General features: G+C 63.1%; 22 protein-coding genes. 9 read left to right on the top strand and 13 right to left on the bottom strand.

The window, feature by feature from the left end:
- Window positions 1-178: 178 nt before the first annotated feature.
- The 11 genes from ACRARG_RS05485 to ACRARG_RS05435 form a co-directional block, all read right to left on the bottom strand.
- Window positions 179-1,117, bottom strand: coding sequence for an acetamidase/formamidase family protein (locus ACRARG_RS05485; protein WP_432688985.1), 939 nt, complete (start codon window positions 1,115-1,117; stop codon window positions 179-181).
- 12 nt (window positions 1,118-1,129) lie between these two features.
- The gene (locus ACRARG_RS05480) at window positions 1,130-2,149 is read right to left on the bottom strand and encodes a branched-chain amino acid ABC transporter permease (RefSeq protein WP_432688984.1); all 1,020 of its coding nucleotides are present in this window, start codon (window positions 2,147-2,149) and stop codon (window positions 1,130-1,132) included.
- Window positions 2,146-3,042, bottom strand: coding sequence for a branched-chain amino acid ABC transporter permease (locus tag ACRARG_RS05475; RefSeq protein WP_432688983.1), 897 nt, complete (start codon window positions 3,040-3,042; stop codon window positions 2,146-2,148). The genes ACRARG_RS05480 and ACRARG_RS05475 overlap by 4 nt, the downstream gene beginning before the upstream one ends.
- A complete protein-coding gene (locus ACRARG_RS05470; protein ID WP_432688982.1) occupies window positions 3,042-3,749 on the bottom strand; it encodes an ABC transporter ATP-binding protein in 708 nt (235 codons plus the stop codon). Before ACRARG_RS05470 ends, ACRARG_RS05475 begins: the two co-directional genes overlap by 1 nt.
- Window positions 3,750-3,800: 51 nt before the next feature.
- On the bottom strand, window positions 3,801-4,973 hold the full coding sequence (locus ACRARG_RS05465) for an ABC transporter substrate-binding protein (protein WP_432688981.1): 1,173 nt from the start codon (window positions 4,971-4,973) through the stop codon (window positions 3,801-3,803).
- On the bottom strand, window positions 4,948-5,700 hold the full coding sequence (locus ACRARG_RS05460; RefSeq protein WP_432688980.1) for an ABC transporter ATP-binding protein: 753 nt from the start codon (window positions 5,698-5,700) through the stop codon (window positions 4,948-4,950). Before ACRARG_RS05460 ends, ACRARG_RS05465 begins: the two co-directional genes overlap by 26 nt.
- Window positions 5,700-7,007, bottom strand: coding sequence for a glutamine synthetase family protein (locus ACRARG_RS05455; protein WP_432688979.1), 1,308 nt, complete (start codon window positions 7,005-7,007; stop codon window positions 5,700-5,702). Before ACRARG_RS05455 ends, ACRARG_RS05460 begins: the two co-directional genes overlap by 1 nt.
- Window positions 7,004-7,885, bottom strand: coding sequence for a MurR/RpiR family transcriptional regulator (locus tag ACRARG_RS05450; protein ID WP_432688978.1), 882 nt, complete (start codon window positions 7,883-7,885; stop codon window positions 7,004-7,006). Before ACRARG_RS05450 ends, ACRARG_RS05455 begins: the two co-directional genes overlap by 4 nt.
- A gap of 184 nt (window positions 7,886-8,069) precedes the next feature.
- On the bottom strand, window positions 8,070-8,417 hold the full coding sequence (arsC, locus tag ACRARG_RS05445; RefSeq protein ID WP_432688977.1) for an arsenate reductase (glutaredoxin): 348 nt from the start codon (window positions 8,415-8,417) through the stop codon (window positions 8,070-8,072).
- Window positions 8,414-9,484 (bottom strand): quinone-dependent dihydroorotate dehydrogenase, encoded by a 1,071-nt coding sequence (locus tag ACRARG_RS05440; RefSeq protein ID WP_432688976.1) that lies wholly within the window; start codon window positions 9,482-9,484, stop codon window positions 8,414-8,416. The genes arsC and ACRARG_RS05440 overlap by 4 nt, the downstream gene beginning before the upstream one ends.
- On the bottom strand, window positions 9,481-9,819 hold the full coding sequence (locus ACRARG_RS05435; RefSeq protein WP_432688975.1) for a DUF952 domain-containing protein: 339 nt from the start codon (window positions 9,817-9,819) through the stop codon (window positions 9,481-9,483). The genes ACRARG_RS05440 and ACRARG_RS05435 overlap by 4 nt, the downstream gene beginning before the upstream one ends.
- Window positions 9,820-10,026: 207 nt before the next feature.
- Between ACRARG_RS05435 and ACRARG_RS05430 the strand changes: the two genes are divergently transcribed.
- Window positions 10,027-11,595 (top strand): bifunctional metallophosphatase/5'-nucleotidase, encoded by a 1,569-nt coding sequence (locus tag ACRARG_RS05430; protein ID WP_432688974.1) that lies wholly within the window; start codon window positions 10,027-10,029, stop codon window positions 11,593-11,595.
- A gap of 248 nt (window positions 11,596-11,843) precedes the next feature.
- On the opposite strand, the gene ACRARG_RS05425 is transcribed toward ACRARG_RS05430, so the two are convergent.
- On the bottom strand, window positions 11,844-12,518 hold the full coding sequence (locus ACRARG_RS05425; RefSeq protein ID WP_432688973.1) for a hypothetical protein: 675 nt from the start codon (window positions 12,516-12,518) through the stop codon (window positions 11,844-11,846).
- A gap of 123 nt (window positions 12,519-12,641) precedes the next feature.
- On the opposite strand from ACRARG_RS05425, the gene ACRARG_RS05420 reads away from it, so the two are divergent.
- From ACRARG_RS05420 to ACRARG_RS05410, 3 genes are read left to right on the top strand one after another with little or no spacing between them, the layout of a single operon-like run.
- On the top strand, window positions 12,642-13,124 hold the full coding sequence (locus tag ACRARG_RS05420; RefSeq protein ID WP_432688972.1) for a GFA family protein: 483 nt from the start codon (window positions 12,642-12,644) through the stop codon (window positions 13,122-13,124).
- Window positions 13,124-13,432 (top strand): DnaJ family domain-containing protein, encoded by a 309-nt coding sequence (locus ACRARG_RS05415; RefSeq protein WP_432691318.1) that lies wholly within the window; start codon window positions 13,124-13,126, stop codon window positions 13,430-13,432. The genes ACRARG_RS05420 and ACRARG_RS05415 overlap by 1 nt, the downstream gene beginning before the upstream one ends.
- A gap of 1 nt (window position 13,433) precedes the next feature.
- Window positions 13,434-14,096, top strand: coding sequence for an SOS response-associated peptidase (locus ACRARG_RS05410; RefSeq protein ID WP_432688971.1), 663 nt, complete (start codon window positions 13,434-13,436; stop codon window positions 14,094-14,096).
- Between the two features lie 6 nt (window positions 14,097-14,102).
- Here the strand turns inward: ACRARG_RS05410 and ACRARG_RS05405 are convergent, their stop codons facing one another.
- Window positions 14,103-14,921, bottom strand: a complete 819-nt coding sequence (locus ACRARG_RS05405) for a hypothetical protein (RefSeq protein ID WP_432688970.1) — start codon at window positions 14,919-14,921, stop codon at window positions 14,103-14,105.
- Here ACRARG_RS05405 and ACRARG_RS05400 point away from each other — a divergent pair.
- The 5 genes from ACRARG_RS05400 to ACRARG_RS05380 all read left to right on the top strand — a co-directional run bounded on the left by ACRARG_RS05400 (window position 14,920) and on the right by ACRARG_RS05380 (window position 18,882).
- Window positions 14,920-15,252, top strand: a complete 333-nt coding sequence (locus ACRARG_RS05400; RefSeq protein WP_432688969.1) for a glycine zipper domain-containing protein — start codon at window positions 14,920-14,922, stop codon at window positions 15,250-15,252. The two genes, ACRARG_RS05405 and ACRARG_RS05400, sit on opposite strands and share 2 nt — an antisense overlap.
- A gap of 12 nt (window positions 15,253-15,264) precedes the next feature.
- Entirely contained in the window at window positions 15,265-15,582 is a 318-nt protein-coding gene (locus tag ACRARG_RS05395) for a phage holin family protein (protein WP_432688968.1), read from the top strand.
- Between the two features lie 362 nt (window positions 15,583-15,944).
- Window positions 15,945-16,652 carry a 3-oxoacid CoA-transferase subunit A gene (locus tag ACRARG_RS05390; RefSeq protein ID WP_432688967.1) on the top strand — a complete coding sequence of 236 codons (708 nt, stop codon included), beginning with the start codon at window positions 15,945-15,947 and terminating at the stop codon, window positions 16,650-16,652.
- Window positions 16,649-17,335 (top strand): 3-oxoacid CoA-transferase subunit B, encoded by a 687-nt coding sequence (locus ACRARG_RS05385; protein ID WP_432688966.1) that lies wholly within the window; start codon window positions 16,649-16,651, stop codon window positions 17,333-17,335. Before ACRARG_RS05390 ends, ACRARG_RS05385 begins: the two co-directional genes overlap by 4 nt.
- An 86-nt stretch (window positions 17,336-17,421) precedes the next feature.
- A complete protein-coding gene (locus ACRARG_RS05380; RefSeq protein WP_432688965.1) occupies window positions 17,422-18,882 on the top strand; it encodes a hypothetical protein in 1,461 nt (486 codons plus the stop codon).
- The last annotated feature ends 129 nt before the right edge of the window (window positions 18,883-19,011 follow it).

Raw genomic sequence — 19,011 nt, 5'->3', positions numbered from 1 at the left:
GGCGCGTGGCCCGTGGCGGGAGGCAGGATCGGGTCTGTGAAATTTCAAGGGCCGTCATGGCTTCAGAATTGATCAGATAATTTCAGAGTCAACGTTGTGAGTGCATCTGACACAATTTGTTCGGTCTTGCCGGGGCGATTTCGCCCCGGTCGATGAATAAAAGTGCAGCCCGCGCAAGCTAGCCCAGCACCGATTTCGGGAAGTAGAAGGAGACGGTCCAGTTCGGCATGTCCACGATCTCTGAAATCCGCAGGTCGCCGGCGACGCTGCAAAGCATATAGGCCTCCACGGCGGACATTTTCGTGGCCTGACAGATCCAGTCGATCATACCGCTGACGGCATCTTTTGAGGCCTGCATCAAGTCCGGCCCGATGCCCGTGGTCACCTGATAGCCCATGCCGTCGATATGGTTGGTAACGGGCCCGGAGGTCTCCAGCCGGGGGACGGGGTAGTTGGCATCCTTAACAAGGTCGATCTTCACCTGTACCGACATCGGGCTTTCGATGGCGGTGCCGCAGATCTCCCCATCTCCCTGCGCGGCATGGGTGTCACCCAGCGACAGCAGGCCGCCGGCGACTTCGACGGGCAGGTAGAGCGTGGTGCCCTTGGAATTGTCGCGGATGTCGAGGTTGCCGCCAACCCGGCGCGGCGGCACGACGCTGTGCAGGCCGGGTTCGGCCAGCGCCAGACCCACAGTACCGACGAAGGGTTTCATTGCCACCGCGCCCATTGGCGAAAAGGCCGCCGGTTTGCCGAGTGAGGTGTCATAGGTCCAGATGTGCAGCGCCGGGTCGGGAAAGGCATCTGCCAGCAGGCCGAAGCCGGGGATATTGGCGGTCCAGCCCCAGCCGGAGGGCGCGAAATCAAGGAAGGTGATGGCGACGGCATCGCCGGGTTCCGCGCCGTCGATATGGATCGGGCCGGTGACCGGGTTCACCTTGCCGAAATCCAGCGCCTTGAGGTCGTCGAGCGTGGCCGTGGCCGAGAGTTGCCCGCCGGAGCTGTCGACCGTGTCGATCTCCACCGTCTCACCGGGTTTGACCGTCAGGGCAGGGGCGATGGAATTGTCCCAGCCATGATGGTGGTGGTGCTTGTGGATCGTGTGGTTGCAGCTCATGTCCGGTCTCCCTCAGGGTTTCTTGACGACGATATCCTCGATTTCCCGGTTGCCCATGATGCCGTTGGGCAGAAAGGCCATCACCGCCACGATTACGACGCCCAGCATCAGGCCCGAGAGGCCCAGCATCTGCGGCAGCTTCACCCCCACCAGCTCCGGCCCGGTCTCCAGCCAGCGCACCGTCTCCAGCCCGATGGAGATCAGCAGCGTGCCGAAGACCGCGCCTGTGACGCTGCGCAGCCCGCCAAGGATCAACATGGCGACGGTCAGGAAGACGAAGTTGAAATAGAAGGGCCGGGCCGAGATCGTGCCGAGGAAGAAGGCATAGGCGATGCCCGCCACCGCAAAGAACAGGGTGCCCAGCACCCAGGCGATCAGGCGGGTGCGGAAGACCGACACGCCCATGGCCCGCGCCCCGATCTCGTCATCCGCGCAGGCACGGAGCTGCACGCCCCAGCGGCTTTCGCGAAACCAGCGGGCGAGGAAGATCGCGCCGATGACCATCGCGGTCAGCTGCGGCAGGTCCAGCACCTTGGGGATGCCAAAGAGCGCCTGATTGCCTTTGAAGATATCGGTCCGGTGCAGAAAGATCGAATGCACGATCACTAGGATCGCGATGCTGACGATGGTGACGCCCACGCCGGTCAGGCGGACGACGAACAGCCCGGTCAGCAGGCCCAGAATGCCGGTGATCGCCAGCGCCATGCCGGCGGCGGCCCAGGGCGACATCTCAAACGCGTTCAGCCCCCAGGGCGCATCGGGGAGAGAGATCGCCTTCATCGCCGCGGGCGTCACGCAGATCGCGGCGGCATAGGCGGCGATGCCCATAAAGGCGGCGTGGGAGAACCCCGTGAGATTGGCATTGCCGGTAAAGACCTGAAGCCCCACGACGACCAGCATGTTCACGAATGTGGCATAGAGGATCCGCGCCTGCCAGCTTTCACCCCAGAGGTAATAGGCGCCCACGATCAGCAGGATCAGCAGGCTGAGGAGGGCGGAGCCGATGAGGCCGCGGCGCTGGCTGTCGCTCATATCTTGTCCCCCTTTTCCTTGGCGGGCGAGAGGATGCCGTCCGGTCGCCAGAGCAGGATCAGCGCGACCAGCGCAAAGACCACCGCATGGGCGAGCCCGCCGTAGCTCTGCGGCAGAAGGACCAGCACCGCGACTTCGACCGCGCCCAGCAGGAAGCCCCCCAGCACCGCGCCGGGCAGGGAGCCGAAGCCGCCTATGACACAGGCGACAAAGGCCGTCAGAACCGGGTCGAACCCCATATGCGGAGAGACGGAGCCGCGTCGCGCCATGATGAAGATGCAAGCCAGCCCCGCCAGCAGGCCCGAGACGGCGAAGGCCGCCGCGATCACCCGGTTGGCGCGCAGCCCGCAGAGGCGCACCATCTCGAAATCCAGCGCCGCCGCCCGCATGGCGAGGCCAAGCGTGGTGCGGCGCAGGAAGAACAGCAGGAAACCGATGGCCGCCGCCGTGGCGACGGTCTCGTAGATCTGGAGGGAGGACACCCGGACCGACCCCAGCGACACCGTCTGATCAAGGAAGATGAACTGCGTGGCCGGGATGGGCCGCGGCGATCCCAGCAGCAGGAAGAGGTTCTGCAGGATGATCGACACGCCAAAGGCCGTCAGCAAACCCGTCGTCAGGTCGGCCTTGCGGACAGTCGAAAAGGCCACCCGTTCCAGCAGGAGGGAGACCAGAACGCAGGCCACCAGCACGCCCAGCATCAGGATATAGGGGTTGCGGGTTATGAGCGTGCCCATCACCACCATGGCATAGCCGCCAAATGCGATGACCTCGCCATGGGCGAAGTTCACCAGCCCCATGATCGAAAAGACGATGGCAAGGCCAAGCGCGATCAGCGCATATTCCGCGCCAAAGCTCAGCGCGTTGAGGATCTGCTGGATCGCATAGTCCATCAGCGGTGTACCCCCGTGATTTCATCCATCAGGGCGGCGCCGTCGCCGAACTGTGCCGCGGGCCCCTCGCTGGAGATCAGCCCGTTGTTCAGGACGTAGACATAGTCCGACAGGCCGATGGCCTCCGCCGCGTTCTGTTCGACCAGCAGGATGGTGATGCCCTCTGCCTTGAGCTTGCGGATGATGTCGAAGATGCGGGCGGTGATCTGCGGGGCGAGGCCCAGCGACGGCTCGTCCAGTAGCAGGATGCGGGGGCGGGACATCAGCGCACGGGCGATGGCCAGCATCTGCTGCTCCCCGCCCGAAAGGGTCCCGGCGGGCTGGTCGCGACGTTCGCCGAGGATCGGGAACTGTTCGAACCAGCCTTTGATTTCCTTCGATATTCCGCCCTTGTCCCGGCGTCCGGCCGCGCCCATCAGCAGGTTTTCCCGCACCGTGAGGTTGGAGAAGACGCGCCGCCCCTCGGGCGAGATGGCGATGCCCTGCTTGCAGCGGTCCTCCACCGACAGGCGGGTGATGTCCTGTCCGGACAGGCGCAGCGACCCGGTGGCGCGGGCGACGCCGGTGATGGCCGACAGGGTAGAGGTCTTGCCGGCGCCATTGGGGCCCAGAAGGGTCACGCAGGCGCCCTCTGCCACCGTCAGGTCGATGCCGTGCACCGCCTCGATCGGTCCGTGAAAGACCTTGAGTTGCTGGATCTCGAGCATGGGATTTCTCGTGAAAGGGCCGCGCCGGGGAGGGCGCGGCCCGGGGTCAGGTTACGGCCAGGCTGGCACGTTGTCGGGGATCTCCTCGGTCAGGATGACACGGGTGCCGTCCTTGAAGCCGATGACGGGGATATCGCGCAGCGCATAGCTTTTCGTATCCTTGAAGGAGATCGCATCGACGGACATCACCGGAATGCTGTCGGCGGCGCGGATCGCGTCACGCACGGCGGTCGGGTCAACTGATCCGGCGGCCTTCACACCATATTCGATGATCTTGATCGTGTCGGCGCCAAGCGCGGGGAAGAGGCCGTTCACCTCCATCCCCATTTCCGCGCATTCCTTCTGGAAGGCGTCGATCTTGCTGTCGGGCACGGCGGGGGCCAGCGTGCCAAAGAAGACCTTGTCGAGGATCGTCGGGTCTTCCTCTGCCAGCGAGTCGAGCGAGGGGTCGTCGAACCCGTCGGAGCCGACGACATAGGCGTCGAGCCCGGCCGACCGCATCTGGCGGATCAGGATGCCGATATCCGGCATGGCCCAGGAGATGAAGACGGCATCCGGGGCCGGGTCCAGCGCCTTGAGCTCCGCGATCTGCGGCGACCAGTCGGTGGTGCCGGAGGTGTAGTTCAGCGTGGCCTGCAACGTGCCGCCGTTTTCGGTGATGACCTCGGCGAACCATTCGGGCAGTTTCGCGGACCACGATCCGCCCTCGTCAGAGGTGAAAATCGCGACGTTCTTCACGCCCTGCGACAGGGCATAGTTGGCCGCCGCGGTCGCGGTATAAGGGTCGGGCGCGACGTTGGTCAGGAAGTTGTCGACAACGCCGGAATGCATCTCGACCTGAGTAGATTGCGCCTGAATGACCGACACGCCCTGCGCGCCCGCAATCTGCGCCACCGGGATCATCGTGTCCGAAAACGGGATGGTGGCAAGCGCCACGATGCCTTCACCCAGGTAGCGTTCGGTCAGGGAGATCGCGGTCTGGGTGTCGGCCCCGGTATCCTGGATCAGCAGTTCGAACATCTTGCCGTCGACACCGCCGGCCTTGTTGATCATCTCGGCCATGCAGCGGGCGCCGTCGACCTCGTTATAGGCGGCGTAATCGCCGGTCAGCGGGACCGGGAAGGCCACCTTGATGACATCTTCGGCCGCAGCCGCCTGTCCCAGCACGGCAAGGCTGGCTGCCGTGCCGAGCAAGAGGTTACGCATGTGCTTCATCTTGTTCATTTTCCGTACTCCCGTTGGTTGAAGGTCCCTGACCGAGGTAGGCCTTGATGACCTCCTGATTTTTCGTGATCTCGTCAGGATTGCCGGTCGCCAGAAGGCGACCCATGTTCATCACCGTCAGCTTTTCGCAGGCGGCCATGATGAATTTCAGGTCATGTTCGATCAGCAGGATCGAACAGGGGTGACGCTGGCGCAGCCAGGTCAGGTTGTGGAAGAGCTCATCCGTCTCCGTGTGGTTCATGCCCGCCGCCGGTTCGTCCAGCATCAGGACGCGGGGCCGCAGGGCCAGGGCGCGCACGATCTCCAGCCGCCGCATCTGGCCGTAGGGCAGGCTGTCGGGTGTCTGGTCCAGCACCGGGGCCAGGCCGAAGCGTTCGATCGCCTCCGGGATCAGACCGGGGTCGCTGTCGCCGCGCCGGTGAATCTCTCCGATCTCGATATTGCGCCGCACCGTCAGGTTGCGGAAAAGCCGCAGGTTCTGGAAGGTCCGCGCCAGCCCCAGCCGCGCCCGCTGTTCGGCGGGAAGCTTGTGAACCGGGGCGCCGTCCAGCACGATCTCGCCCCCGGTCACGCTCAGCAGGCCGGAGATCAGGTTGATCATCGTGGTCTTGCCCGCGCCGTTTGGTCCGATCAGCCCGTGGATCTCATTCTCTCCGACAGTGAAACTGACATCGTCCACCGCCTGCACGCCGCCGAAATTCTTGGAGAGGCCGCGGCTCTCCAGCATCAGTAGACCTCACCGTAGCGGGCGCATTTCTCCGCCCAGTCGAGGCCCGCGATCTGTGCCATCTCGCCCGTCTTGTGGGCCACGAAGAGGTCGACAAAATCATCGCCGAACCAGGACCTTACGGCCGCCGATCCTGACATGACCTCCAGCGCCTCCTCCAGGCTGGTCGGAAGGCGTTTGAACCCTTTCTCCGCCAGCGCTTCGGGCGAGAGCAGCGACAGATCCTCCTGCGTGGGGGCAGGCGGGTCGATCCTGTCGCGGACGCCCTGGGTGCCCGCAAAGACGATGGCGGCCAGCACCAGATGCGGGCTTGCCGCCGCATCGCAGGCGCGGACCTCGAAGTTGAACTGTTTCGCGATGCTCTCGGGGTCCTTGGCCGTCACCGGGCAAATCCGGACGGAGGCCTCCCTGTCCCGGAAGCCCAGATTGTTGAAGGCCGCCGACCAGCGATGCGGGGTCAGCCGCAGATAGCTCACCTCGGACGGCGCCAGCAGGGCGAGGATCTGGTCGAGGTATGTCAGCACCCCGCCGATGAAATGCTTGGTCAGCTGGCTGGTGCCATAAGGGTCATCGGCGTCATAGGTCAGCGGCTCCCCCGCATCGTCGAGAAAGCTGAAATGCACATGCACCCCGTTGCCGACCGAGGCCGGATCGAGGATCGGCGCAAAGCTCGGGCGCAGCCCGAACCGGCCCAGCACGTCATGGGCCAGCAGCCGCAGCACGGCGGCATTGTCGGCAGAGGTCACGCCGGTGGCAGGTTTGTTGGTGATCTCGTACTGGCCGGGCCCGTATTCCTTCATGAAGGTGTCGGGCGCGCAGCCGGCGGTGGCCAGCGCATCGATATAGGCCTCCGCCCAGTCCTGACCGTCGCGGAACCCCCTGAAGCCGTAGCTGTCGCCCTTGCGGGGCGGCTGACCCACCAGCTGAAATTCATGCTCGAAGGCCGAGAGCACCTTGGCCCCCGCCACCTCATGCAGCCCCGCCATGGCGCGCCGCGCCAGCGACCGGGTGCAGAAGGGCCAGGGCTCCCCCTCCAGCGACTGGATATCGCCGAGGGAGAAATCGAGCCGCTGGCCATCCTCCAGCACAAACCGCGTCTCCGGGTCGGGCACCAGCACCAGATCGCCCAGCGACCCGAAGGGCGTCTCGGAGATGCTGTCGAAACAGGTGATCTGCACATTGGTCGGCGTCCAGCCGACCCCGCGCTTGGACCGTTTCGGCCATTCACTGTCGGGAAAGGATTTGCCGCGCAGCATGCCGGCAATGTCTGAGGTGCCCACAAAGGCAAGTTTGGTCTTGGTCGTCATGTCTTCATTCCGGCCGCAGGTTCATCCCGCAGCTTGTCCCATTCAGAGATACGCTGTTCGGTCGCGCTCCAGTCCCGCTCCGCCATCGGCACCAGCAACGCCTCGATCAGCGCAAAGGCGGGGGCGTAGCTGTCCCAGATCGTGCCGGATTCGATGGGGACAGAGATCAGCTCCGTCGCCCCCTTGGCCGCCGGGCTGATCCATTTGTCGGTGATGACGATGGTCTGCGCCTTGCGGTTGCGCGCCCGGTCCGACAGGCTCGCCAGATTGGCCTGGTAGCGACGGAAATCGATCACCAGAAGGATATCCCGCGGCTTCATCCTGAGGATATATTCGGGCCAGAGCTCGGGGTCGGAGGGCACATGCGTCACGCCCGCCCGGATCTGGCGCAGATGGCGCACGAAAAACTCGGCGATCGTGTCGCTCATCCGCCCGCCAATCATGTAGATCTGGCGCTTGGGATCGGTCAGCAGATCGCAGAGCCGTTCGATCTGGCCCGTCGTCACCGTCTCCACCAGCTCCTTGTTCAGCGCATCGATCCGCGCGAAATAGCTGGCCAGCGGGGCAGAGCTGTCGAAGGTCGAGCCGGAGCGCAGGTCGATGGGCGATTGCTGCCCCTCCTTCAGCTCCTGCACCAGCTTCTGCTGAAACTCCTGAAACCCCGCGCAGCCCAGCTTGGTCACAAAGCGAGAGATCGACGGGGCAGAAATATGCGCCCGTTTCGACAGATCCTGAATCGGCTCCAGCCCGGCAAAGGGATAATCGGCCAGCAGAACAGAGGTCAGCTGCCGCTCTGCCGGCGTGAACTGGTCCGACATGGCTTCAAGTTTCTGGCGGATATGCATCTTGCCCCTGTCATCACGCGTCTTGCCGATCACGATAGGGGTGATGAAAATAATCCGTCAAACACAATCAAACGATACTGATTGATGAAAGTCTTGCGGCTGAGAATTTCAGCATCCGGCTGAGGTCCAGCCCGCCGCCCCCCTTCATCTTGGCGAAAATACTCCGGAGGTCCGGAGGCAGAGCCTCCGGCGCCCGCCGCCAGAACTGCCGCCGGGCTCAGGCCTCTTCCAGCAGCGGCACAACGTTCTCGGGCGGCCGCCCGATGGCCGCCCGGTCGCCGGCGATCAGGATCGGCCGTTCGATCAGTACCGGCGCCGCCGCCATGGCGGCAAACAGCGCATCGTTGGAGGCATTGATCGTCAGCCCCATCTCCTTAAAGGCCTTCTCCTTGGTGCGCATCATGCCCAGCGGGCCGACGCCCAGCTTCTCGGCCACCTCGCGCAGCTCTGCCTCGCTTGGTGGGTCCAGCAGGTAGGGGCGGATTTTCGGCCGGATGCCGTAGTCCTCAAGCAGGTTCAGGGTTTGCCGCGACTTGGTGCAGCGGGGGTTGTGCCACAGGATCATAGCCAGTCCTTTCGTCCGCTGCCGACGGCCTCGGACAGGGTTTTGTAGCCTTCGCGTTTGAGGCGCTCATCCAGCCCCTGCGCAATCCGCGCAGCGAGTGAGAGCCCGCCATAAACCAGGGCCGAATAGAGCTGCACGGCCGAGGCGCCGGCGCGTATCTTCTCATAAGCCTGCTCCGGGGTGGAGATGCCGCCAACGCCGATCAGCGGAACCTTGCCCTCTGTCAGCTCCGACAGCTGCGCCAGCACGCGGGTCGATTTCTCGAAAAGCGGCGCGCCCGACAGACCGCCCCTTTCGTCGCGATGACGGGAGGACAGCCCCTCCCGGTCCAGCGTTGTATTGGTCGCGATGATACCGTCGATGCCGCGGTTCATCACGATGCGGGCAATATCGGCCAGTTCGGACCGGGTCAGGTCGGGCGCGATCTTGAGGAAGACGGGAATGCGGCGGGGCAGCCAGTTGCGCGCCTCGATCACGCCGGCCAGCAGCGCTTCCAAAGCGGCGGCACCCTGCAGATCGCGCAGGTTCTCGGTGTTGGGAGAACTCACGTTGACCGTGGCGAAATCCAGATGCGCGCCGCAATGCGACAGGACGCGGGCGAAATCTTCGGCCCGGTCGGCGCTGTCCTTGTTGGCGCCGAGGTTCAGACCGATCACAGCGTCACGGGGGCGGGCCTCCAGCCTTTTGCCGATCGCCTCCATCCCCTCGTTGTTGAAGCCAAAGCGGTTGATGACCGCGCGGTCTTCGGTCAGCCGGAACAGGCGGGGGCGGGGATTGCCGGGCTGGGGCCGGGGGGTGGCCGCGCCGACCTCGACAAAGCCGAAGCCGGCGCGCGACAGCGGCGCCAGGCATTCGGCATTCTTGTCGAAGCCTGCGGCAAGGCCCACGGGATTGGCCAGTTTCAGCCCCGCGATCTCTGTCACCAGCCGTGGCGAGGTGACCAGACCGGCCAGCGGCACCGCGCCCGCGCGCAGGCCAAGGAGCGCGATCTTATGCGCCGTTTCCGGGTCGATCCGGCGCAGCGCGGCAAGGCCGATATCTTCGACGAGGGTGGTGCCGAGGCTCATATCATGCGGTCCGGGAAAAGATGAGTGCCACCGGCCAGAGGCAGGTCGTCCTGCCAGGCCACGTCCTTAATACGCAGGTTTCGGTAAAGATGCGGGAAATCCGCGCCCCCGCGCGACACTTCCCATTTCAGTGCATCGCCCAGGGGTGCCGCCTCGACCGCAACGAGGATCAGCCCGTCTTCGCCCGCGAAATGTTTCGCCGCCGTCTCCCGCGCCTGTTGAGCGGTGGAGAAATGGATGAACCCGTCGGCCAGGTCCACAGGCGCGCCTGCGGTCTCTCCGGCGGAGACAAGCGCCTGCCATTCGGCGGCGCGGAATATCTTGTAGATCAGCATGGGCGGGAGATGCCCCGCCGCCCGGTCTCCGTCAAGCCTCCCTGAGAGGCGGTGGCGATCAAAGCAGGTTTATCGCCGCCGCCCAAGGCGGCGACGGCTGACCTGCCGTCATCCGCCCGTCATGCCCGCGCTTTACGTTTGTGCTTTGACAGCCCTGCATTTGCGTTGCAGCATCGTCACATAACTTTCACATAACAGGGGACGTCAATGTCTGTCCGTTTGCTTTCCGCCTCTGCCGCGCTCGCGCTGACCGCCGGCACGGCCATGGCCGATTATTCGCTGACCATTCTGCATACCAACGATTTCCATGCCCGGTTCGAGCCGATCTCGAAATACGACAGCGGCTGTTCCGCGGAAGACAATACCGAAGGCAAATGCTTCGGCGGCTCTGCACGTCTGGTCACCGCGATCGAGGACGCCCGCGCCCGTTCCGCCAATTCCATCCTCGTGGATGGCGGCGACCAGTTCCAGGGCACGCTCTTTTACACCTACTATAAGGGCAAGCTCGCCGCCGAGATGATGAACAAGATGGGCTATGACGCGATGACCGTGGGCAACCACGAGTTTGACGACGGTCCAGAAGTGCTGCGCGGCTTTATGGATGCGCTCGATTTCCCGATCCTGATGTCCAATGCCGATGTCTCGGGCGAGCCGCTGCTGGCGGATGTGCTGATGAAATCGACCGTCATCGAAAAAGAGGGCGAAAAGATCGGCCTGATCGGCCTGACGCCGCAGGATACGGATGAACTGGCCTCGCCCGGGCCGAATGTCATTTTCACCGACCCCTCCGACGCTGTGCAGGGTGAGGTCGACAAGCTGACCGAAGAGGGCGTGAACAAGATCATCGTGCTGTCGCATTCGGGCTACGGCGTCGATCAGAAGGTGGCGGAAAACACCACCGGCGTCGACGTGATCGTCGGTGGCCATTCCAACACCCTTCTGGGCGATATGGACGGGGCAGAGGGGCCCTATCCGACCATGGTCAACGGCGTTGCCATCGTCTCGGCCTATGCCTACGGCAAGTTTCTGGGCGAACTGAACGTGACCTTTGACGATGCCGGGGTGATCACGGAGGCAAGCGGGGCGCCCATCATCATGGACGCCGCCGTGGCCGAGGACGCGCCGACCGTGTCGCGGATCGCCGAAGCCGCCGTTCCGCTGGAGGAAATCCGTTCCAAGGTCGTGGCCCAAACTGCCGAGGCGATTGACGGCGAACGCGGGTCCTGCCGGGCGATGGAATGCACGATGGGCAATCTGGTGGCCGATGCCATGCTGGACCGTGTGGCGGATCAGGGCGTGACCATCGCGATTGCAAATGGCGGCGGTCTGCGGGCCTCGATCGACGCGGGCGAGGTCACGATGGGGGAGGTTCTGACGGTGCTGCCGTTCCAGAACACGCTCTCCACCTTCGAGGCGACCGGCGAAACCATCGTCGCGGCACTTGAGAACGGCGTCAGCCAGTATGAAGAGGGCGCCGGGCGTTTTGCGCAGGTGGCCGGTCTGAAATACACCTTCGATCCGGCGGCCGAGGTCGGATCGCGCGTGTCGGATGTCATGGTCAAATCCGGCGACGACTGGGCGCCGATCGACCCGGCCGCCACCTACCTTGCCGTGACGAATAACTACGTCCGGGGCGGGGGCGACGGTTTCAAGATGTTCGCGGATGCCGCGAATGCCTATGACTTCGGACCCGATCTGGCCGATGTGACCGCCGAATATCTGGCCGCGCACGCGCCCTATACGCCTTATCTCGACGGGCGTATCACCAAGAAGTAAGCCGCTATTCGGCTGACCTCTCAAGGTTCCGACCCCCGCCGGCGCGATCCGGCGGGGGTTATTGTTGTCTGGGGAAAAGTGTCAGCAGTTGGGCCATTAATTCTAGGGCGCGACCGTCTGGATGTAGAGATTTTTTCAACTGATTTGGTCCCACTATCTGGTATATCTCCTCTAGAATAACTATCGCCTTGTCGGGCTTTTTGGTTGATAAGGATATTTCCCCAAGAAAGTCTGCGACTAGACACTGGTCAAAAAAAATTTGGGTCCTCAGCGTAATCTTCATTTGAGTCTTTCGCGCTAAACATGAGTCGTCGAGCGCCCTTATCGAATTCAAGTGATCTCTTGCCCGGTGGTGAAGTGTATAAAGCGGACAGGAAGCCTGTTTGCAGTGCTGGGAACGGAATCTTGGTAAACAATATGTCTACCGAGAAAATTTGTCCTGGTATTGAGTGCTTCAGATACAGGTTTTCATTTTTGATCAATGCTTTGGAAGACGTTCGTCGGGCAAAGACGTGGGCCATTAGACACTCTAGGCGCGGATCCGTACTGCATGTAACTAAAGATTTCTTGTGGGCGGGCGTCAAATATTTTGCACTTGCGAAATCGGAGAATCGTTTGGAAAGAAGGTGTTTGTGTTTTCCGTCTCTTAGCCGTCTTGATCCAATATTGTGTGATTGTTCCATGTTCTGACCATTCTGAGTTATGTGAATGGTGCATTCGTGCTCCGATGCGTTGCTGGGGTGAATTGATATCTTTTGATATTTAATGGTGTCTTCCGAGGCTGCTGCAGTTCCATCTCTGCGAAATCCTCCAGAAATCACTTCCAGACAAAATTTTCCATCCGTCATCTCAAATTGTCTAAACAAACTCTTTTCACCAGTCGGTGTTTGGACCGTTATCCTCTGAGTTTTTTGGGTCGGCATTTATTTTCCTTCATGGAGGGCGGTTGGAGTAAGCTTGGCTTGAGATCCGGGATTGATAAACAATAGCCTGTCTTAGCATAGTACATCGGCTATTGTGGTAGTTATTAACAGGGGAACAACGCCATGCAGGGACAATGCAACTGCGGTGCCGTGCGCTATACGCTGACCGTTGCGCCGATCGTCACCCATGCCTGCCACTGCACATGGTGTCAGCGCGAAACCGGCGCCGCGTTTGCGGTCAACGCGGTTGTCGAACGCAGCGCTATCACGCTGGATGCGGGGGCGCCCGTCGCGACAACTCTCGCCTCGCAGAGCGGCAGGGGACAGATCGTACAGCGCTGCGCCGCCTGTGGCGTGACGCTCTGGTCGCATTATGCGCAATCCGGCCCGGCGATTGCCTTTCTCAGGGTCGGCACGCTTGATCCGGATCATGACATCGTGCCGGATGTGCATATATATACCTCGACCCGTCGGCCCTGGCTGCCCCTGCCGGAAGCTACGCGGGTGTTTGAGGAATTCTACAACCCGCGCGAGGTCTGGGGGGAGGAGGGCCTGTCCCGTTTTGCCGACGCGCGGGAGGCGTATAAGGCAGAAGGGTGTGCATGATGGACCATCCCCTGATCGACCTCATCAGCGCAAAGATCGCCGAGGCGGAACGCAATGGCGAATTCGACAACCTGCCGGGCGCGGGCAAACCCTTGCCGCGGCTGGAGGATCCGGAGAATGCGCTGCTGCGCCGGGTGATGGAGGAAAACGGGGCGGAACCGGAATTCGTCACCCTGTCGCGCCAGCTTCGCGCGCTGCGCGCCGAATTGCTGGAGGAGTCGGACCGCGACCGCCGTCATGTGCTCATGAAAGACATGTCGATGATGGAGGCGCGGATCGCGCTGGCGCGGAAAGGCTGGACCGGCTGAGATGTGTGGCCGCTTTGCCGTCACCCTGCCTCCCGATGCGATGGCGCAGCTGTTTGCGGCTGTGCCGGACAATGACCTTGCCGCCGTGCCGAATTACAATGTCTGTCCGACAGTTCAGATCAATGTGATCCGCGCCGGTGCGGATCGCCGGCGGCTGGTTGTGATGCGGTGGGGGTTCCTGCCGCACTGGTACAAGACCAAGTCAGACGGGCCGCTGCTGATCAATGCGCGGGCCGAAACGATTGCAGAGAAGCCGGCCTTCAGGGCCGCCGCGCGGGATCGCCGCTGCCTGATCGTGTCGGATGGGTTTTACGAATGGGACCGGTCGGGCAAGGACAAGCTGCCGTGGTTCATCCACAGGGCTGACGGCGCGCCGCTTGTCATGGCGGGGATCTGGCAGGACTGGGCGCAGGGAGAGGATCAGATGACGACCTGCGCCATCGTCACGACCGAGTCCACCGGCCGGATGGCCGAAATTCATCACAGGATTCCGGTGATTCTGGACAGTCAGGACTGGGCCAAATGGCTGGGCGAGGAGGGGCCGGGGGCGGCCCGGCTTATGACCGCCGCGTCCGACGAGACCATCGCCATGTACCGGGTCGGTCAGGAGGTCAATTCCAACCGGGCCACAGGAGCGTCGCTGATGCAGCCGCTTGGGACCTGACCGCGGTCAGTTGGTGTTGTTGCCGTCGCCGTAATCGTTGGTCAGGCCGTTGGCATTGCCGTTGCCGTTGCCATTACCGCTGGTGCCGCCGGTCAGTCCGCCAACCAGATCCTGAACGACACCGCCAACGGCGGCCAGGGTATACCCCAGCCCGGTGGCGACTCCGACGACCACGCCGTCCTTGCCGATGATATTGCCGTTGCTATCGATGAGCTCTCCATAGTCGAACTCGTCGGGGACGCTCTCCATCAGGATCTTGCCGGTCATGGATGTGTTTCCATAGGTCGACTTACGGAATTCGATATCATTCGTGCCTGACACCATCACGGTATAGGACTGGTTGCGGTACAGCGTGGTGCTGGACCAGTCATTGTTCTTTTCTTTGACCTTCAGGCCGTTGCTGGAGAGGTTGTAGAATTTCACCTCATCCCCTGCGGCCGCGAAGACGCGGTCGGGCATGAAGGCACCGCCGACGCCATAGACCACATGTACCACGCCGGTCGCTTCGACGTCTTCGTCATCATCGTCGTCGCAGGTGTTGAAGAGCGCGCAAAGCAGAGAGGCCGCAGAAGCGGGAGAGGGGGCGGCGGGCGTCAGGGCCAGTGCCACCAGAATCGCGGGCAGCAGGCGCATCCAAAGGGAATTTTGCTTGATATGCAGCATTTCAAGTATCTTCTCAAACGGGTGTCTTGCGATTTTTACAAATGAAATGCGGCCGATTTGCGGTTGTTCTGCGGCAAAATCTTTGCGATGTGGCCATGGAACCATGAGCGGGCGGTCGCCGTTTAGCTTCTGAAGGTTTTGAACTGACAGGAGATAAGACATGGCTTCGAACGGAACCGCCGCCGCCAAAAAAACCGAGATCGGCGCTGATGACGTAAAGGCTCAGATCGCGACTCTGCAGGCGGATGTGGCTGAACTGACGCGGACGATGTCCGCCTATGGGAAAAATCGCGGCAATGAGGCCCGCGCTGCGGCCTCGCGCCGTGCGGAAGAGGTGCGCGTCCGGGCCGAAGCGCTGGGCCACGATGCCGAGGCGCAGCTGCGTCAGGGCTATGCGCAGGCCGAAACCGCCGTGCGCGACAATCCTGCCGCTGCCGTCGGGATCGCCGCTGGCGTCGGCTTCCTGCTCGGGCTGATTTCGGCACGTCGGTAAGAGGGGCGTCAGGTGCTCGCATCACTCAGATTGTCGCTGCGCCGGGCCGGTTTTGGCCTGGCCGGTCTCTGCCTGTTTTGCATCGGTCTGGCCTTTCTGACCGTCGCGGCATGGATTGCGCTCAGCGATCTGCGTGACGCGCTTTTCGCGGCCACCGTGATCGGATGCAGCTACGCCGGGCTCGGCCTGATCATTGCTGTGCTGGGCATGCGGCGACCGCGCCGGATGCCACCGCCACAGCCCGTATCGCTTGCCGGTCTGGGCGCAGCCTTTGCGCAGGGGTTTGGTGCCGGGGCGGCGACAAGGTCATCGATGCGGCACCGGAGTTGACGGAGGGCCGCAAGCCACCGGGCCGCTCCGGCTTTCGTGATCACTTGATGGGAACAGCTTGTTCCCGCAGGTCGGGTCTGCCTCAGAAAGTTGTGCGTTTTAACGCGACGGTAGGGTTGGTCTGAGATTGTGGTCCTACCGGACGGGGCGACCTGTTCGGCACGTAATAGGTCCGTTAATCGGAAAATTCATTTAACGAAGACCCCGGGGGCGCTTGCGCCTCCGGGTATTTTCTTTGGTCCTGATCGGAGCTGTGTTTTGCGTTTTGCCAGCGGTGTCGCTTTGGCGAACCCGGGTTTGCACTGGACAAGCGGGCCGCTCTCCTTAACGTTCGGCGCTGGAACAGGCGACGGAGAATTTCCTTGGACAAGACGACAGGCAGCCTGGCAGAGGCCGTTTCGGTCCTGCAGGACGGGATGACGGTCATGATCGGCGGCTTTGGCGGCTCCGGTGCTCCGGTTGAGCTGCTGCATGCGGCAGTGGACCATGGCGCAAAAGATCTGACGATCATCTACAACAATGCCGGCAATGGCCGTGTGGGCGTGGCCGCGCTGATCGAGGCGGGGCTGGTGCGGAAACTGATCTGTTCCTTCCCGCGATCGTCGGACAGCTCCGCCTTCAGCTCCCGCTGGCTGGAGGGCAAGATCGAGCTTGAGCTGGTGCCACAGGGCACGCTGGCAGAACGCATCCGCGCGGCAGGCGCCGGTATCCCGGCCTTCTACACGCCGACCTCCTACGGGACGGAACTGGCAGAGGGCAAACCCGTGGCCGAATTCGACGGCAAACCCTATGTGCAGGAACGCTGGCTCAGGGCCGATGTCGCGCTGATCAAGGCCGAAGAGGCCGACCGGCACGGCAATCTGACCTACCGGCTGGCGGGCCGCAACTTCAACCCGATCATGGCCATGGCGGCGGATGTCACCGTGGCGCAGGCCCGCAAGATCGTGCCGCTGGGCGGGATCGAACCGGACCATGTCATCACCCCCGGCATCTTTGTCGACCATGTCGTCGAAGTGCCCGATGCCCAGCAGGAAGAGGCGCTGATCCGCGCCGGAGCGACCTACCCATGACCGATATCGCCAAGATCAAGCTCAGCAATGCCCAGATCGCCTGGCGCGCCGCGCAGGATATTCAGGACGGGGCCTATGTGAACCTCGGCATCGGCTTTCCGGAGATGGTCGCGCGGTTCCAGCCCGAAGGCCGGACGGTGATTTTCCATACGGAGAACGGCGTGCTCGATTTCGGCGCCGCGCCGCCCGAGGGCGAGGAAGACTGGGACCTGATCAATGCCGGCAAGAAGCCGATCACGATCAAGCCCGGCACGTCCTTTTTCCACCATGCCGACAGTTTCTCGATGGTGCGGGGCGGGCATCTGGATGTGGCGATCCTCGGTGCCTTCCAGGTGGCGCAGAACGGCGATCTGGCGAACTGGTCGACGGGCAAGGGCGGTGTTCCGGCCGTCGGCGGGGCGATGGACCTTGTGCACGGGGCGAAACGCGTGGCCGTGGTGACGGATCACGTGACCAAGGATGGCAAGCCGAAGCTGGTGGATACCTGCACCATGCCGCTGACCGGCGTGGGCTGTGTGACGCGGGTCTATTCCTCGCTCGCGGTGGTCGATGTCGTGGACGGGCATTTCGTGCTGATCGAAAAGCTGCCCGATCTGTCGATGGACGATCTGCAGTCCGTGACCGGCGCGCCGCTTCATACCGATGGCGGCGTGGGCGATCTGATCGTGCCGGATCTCGGCTGATCGTCATCGCGCGCAAAACCTCCTGACAGCCGGGGACGGGGCCGCTACCCTGTCCCGGGTGGTGGCCCGGGCCAAGGGAGTGTGCGATGGACAGGAAACAGGCGGTTGTGGTCATTCATGGCATGGGCGAGCAGATGCCCATGCAGACGCTCAATGACCTCGTCAATGCGGTCTGGACCACCGATGCCACGCTGACCGATCCCGAGGCGCCGGACCCGGAAACTGGCGGGCCGCGGATCGAGAATGTCTCCTGGACCAAGCCCGACGACCGGAATTTCACCACCGAGGTCAGGCGCATCACGACAGAGCCCGATATCGAGGGCGATCGCACCGATTTCTACGAATTCTACTGGGCGCATCTCATGCACGGCACCACGCTGGAGCATGTGAAGGCCTGGCTGGTCGGTCTGCTCTGGCGCAATCCGTTCAAACGGGTGCCGCGCAATGTGCTGACGATCTGGGTGCTGCTCTGGGTCTTTGTCATCGTCGGTGGCGCGGGGCTGATCTATTCCTGGTGGCCCAAGGAGGATCCGTCGCCCGTCTCGCCCTTCATTGCCGTGGGTTCGGGGCTTGCGGGGCTGATCGCGGCGGGCTTTGTCTCCAACGTCATGCTGAAACGGTTTGGCGATGTGGCGCGCTATGTCCGCGCCGCGCCGCCCAATGTCGCGCGGCGGATGGAGATCCGGAAGGAGGGCGTCGCGCTGCTGCATCGCCTGACCGAAAGCGGCGATTACGACCGGATCGTCGTGGTGGCGCATTCGCTGGGCACGATCGTGGCCTATGACGTGCTCAACATGCTCTTCGACGATTACAACAAGGATCTGAAGGGCGGGCGCGCCTCTGCGCTGAAACAGCCGGAGCGGGTGAAGCTGGAGGATATGATCCGCGCCGCCGCCGGTCTGCCGGTGTCTTCGGGTGACTATATGGAGGGTGGCGAGCTCGACCTCGACGCCTATCAGGCCCAGCAGGCCAGGGCGCTGGCCGAATTGCAGGGGCAGGGGTTCAAATGGCTGGTGACGGATTTCGTGACGCTTGGTGCGCCGCTGACCCATGCCGAGTTTCTGCTGGCCGAGGATCGCGCCGGGCTGCGCCGCCGCCAGCTGCACAGGGAGCTGCCGACCTGTCCGCCCGCGCTGATGTACGATCTGGTCACGCAGATGTGGCACATCGGCTATGACCCGGAGGAGACGAAGGGCCGCAAGCATGACTGGCGCCGGGTGCCGCATCATGCGGCGGTCTTTGGCTATACCCGCTGGACCAACCTCTATTCGGAGGCGAAGGCGATTGTGCTGGGCGATGTGATCTCCGGCCCGGTGGGAGAGGTCTTTGGCCATGAGCTGGGAGAGAAGGCGATGGTCGGGATCCGCGATGTGGCGGTGATGCCCAAGCTGACGCCCTTCGGCCGGGTGGATGAGGGGCATGTGCGGCGGCTCATCACCCACAACAATTACTGGCTGGTGGGCAAGGGGACGGACAAGTCCTCGGACAAGGGCGAGCACCATATCGACGCGCTGCGCAAGGCCGTGGGGCTGCGGCGGAAGATGTGACTTTACCGGCACCGGTGGACCGGTGCCCCTGCGCGGAATCACGGCCGCAGGCCGCCGCGCCAGCGCCGTCCCGCCCCCCGGGGCGGCGCTTGGTTGCCGTTATCGATGACCGCAGAGGTCAGAGGGATG

This window comes from Pseudooceanicola profundi (assembly GCF_050897955.1).
Classification (GTDB): domain Bacteria; phylum Pseudomonadota; class Alphaproteobacteria; order Rhodobacterales; family Rhodobacteraceae; genus Pseudooceanicola.
This window is presented reverse-complemented; position numbering and strand designations above follow the sequence as displayed.

Excerpts from the sequence above, each read along its gene's own strand:
- ACRARG_RS05410 (WP_432688971.1), top strand. The coding sequence starts at position 13,434 with ATGTGTGGCCGCTTTGCCGTCACCCTGCCTCCCGATGCGATGGCGCAG.
- ACRARG_RS05470 (WP_432688982.1), bottom strand. The coding sequence starts at position 3,749 with ATGCTCGAGATCCAGCAACTCAAGGTCTTTCACGGACCGATCGAGGCG.
- arsC (WP_432688977.1), bottom strand. The coding sequence starts at position 8,417 with ATGATCCTGTGGCACAACCCCCGCTGCACCAAGTCGCGGCAAACCCTG.
- ACRARG_RS05460 (WP_432688980.1), bottom strand. The coding sequence starts at position 5,700 with ATGCTGGAGAGCCGCGGCCTCTCCAAGAATTTCGGCGGCGTGCAGGCG.
- ACRARG_RS05425 (WP_432688973.1), bottom strand. The coding sequence starts at position 12,518 with ATGCCGACCCAAAAAACTCAGAGGATAACGGTCCAAACACCGACTGGT.
- ACRARG_RS05400 (WP_432688969.1), top strand. The coding sequence starts at position 14,920 with ATGGCTTCGAACGGAACCGCCGCCGCCAAAAAAACCGAGATCGGCGCT.
- ACRARG_RS05415 (WP_432691318.1), top strand. The coding sequence starts at position 13,124 with ATGGACCATCCCCTGATCGACCTCATCAGCGCAAAGATCGCCGAGGCG.
- ACRARG_RS05440 (WP_432688976.1), bottom strand. The coding sequence starts at position 9,484 with ATGAGCCTCGGCACCACCCTCGTCGAAGATATCGGCCTTGCCGCGCTG.
- ACRARG_RS05455 (WP_432688979.1), bottom strand. The coding sequence starts at position 7,007 with ATGACGACCAAGACCAAACTTGCCTTTGTGGGCACCTCAGACATTGCC.
- ACRARG_RS05430 (WP_432688974.1), top strand. The coding sequence starts at position 10,027 with ATGTCTGTCCGTTTGCTTTCCGCCTCTGCCGCGCTCGCGCTGACCGCC.
- ACRARG_RS05385 (WP_432688966.1), top strand. The coding sequence starts at position 16,649 with ATGACCGATATCGCCAAGATCAAGCTCAGCAATGCCCAGATCGCCTGG.
- ACRARG_RS05475 (WP_432688983.1), bottom strand. The coding sequence starts at position 3,042 with ATGGACTATGCGATCCAGCAGATCCTCAACGCGCTGAGCTTTGGCGCG.
- ACRARG_RS05485 (WP_432688985.1), bottom strand. The coding sequence starts at position 1,117 with ATGAGCTGCAACCACACGATCCACAAGCACCACCACCATCATGGCTGG.
- ACRARG_RS05435 (WP_432688975.1), bottom strand. The coding sequence starts at position 9,819 with ATGCTGATCTACAAGATATTCCGCGCCGCCGAATGGCAGGCGCTTGTC.
- ACRARG_RS05420 (WP_432688972.1), top strand. The coding sequence starts at position 12,642 with ATGCAGGGACAATGCAACTGCGGTGCCGTGCGCTATACGCTGACCGTT.
- ACRARG_RS05480 (WP_432688984.1), bottom strand. The coding sequence starts at position 2,149 with ATGAGCGACAGCCAGCGCCGCGGCCTCATCGGCTCCGCCCTCCTCAGC.
- ACRARG_RS05405 (WP_432688970.1), bottom strand. The coding sequence starts at position 14,921 with ATGTCTTATCTCCTGTCAGTTCAAAACCTTCAGAAGCTAAACGGCGAC.
- ACRARG_RS05380 (WP_432688965.1), top strand. The coding sequence starts at position 17,422 with ATGGACAGGAAACAGGCGGTTGTGGTCATTCATGGCATGGGCGAGCAG.
- ACRARG_RS05465 (WP_432688981.1), bottom strand. The coding sequence starts at position 4,973 with ATGAACAAGATGAAGCACATGCGTAACCTCTTGCTCGGCACGGCAGCC.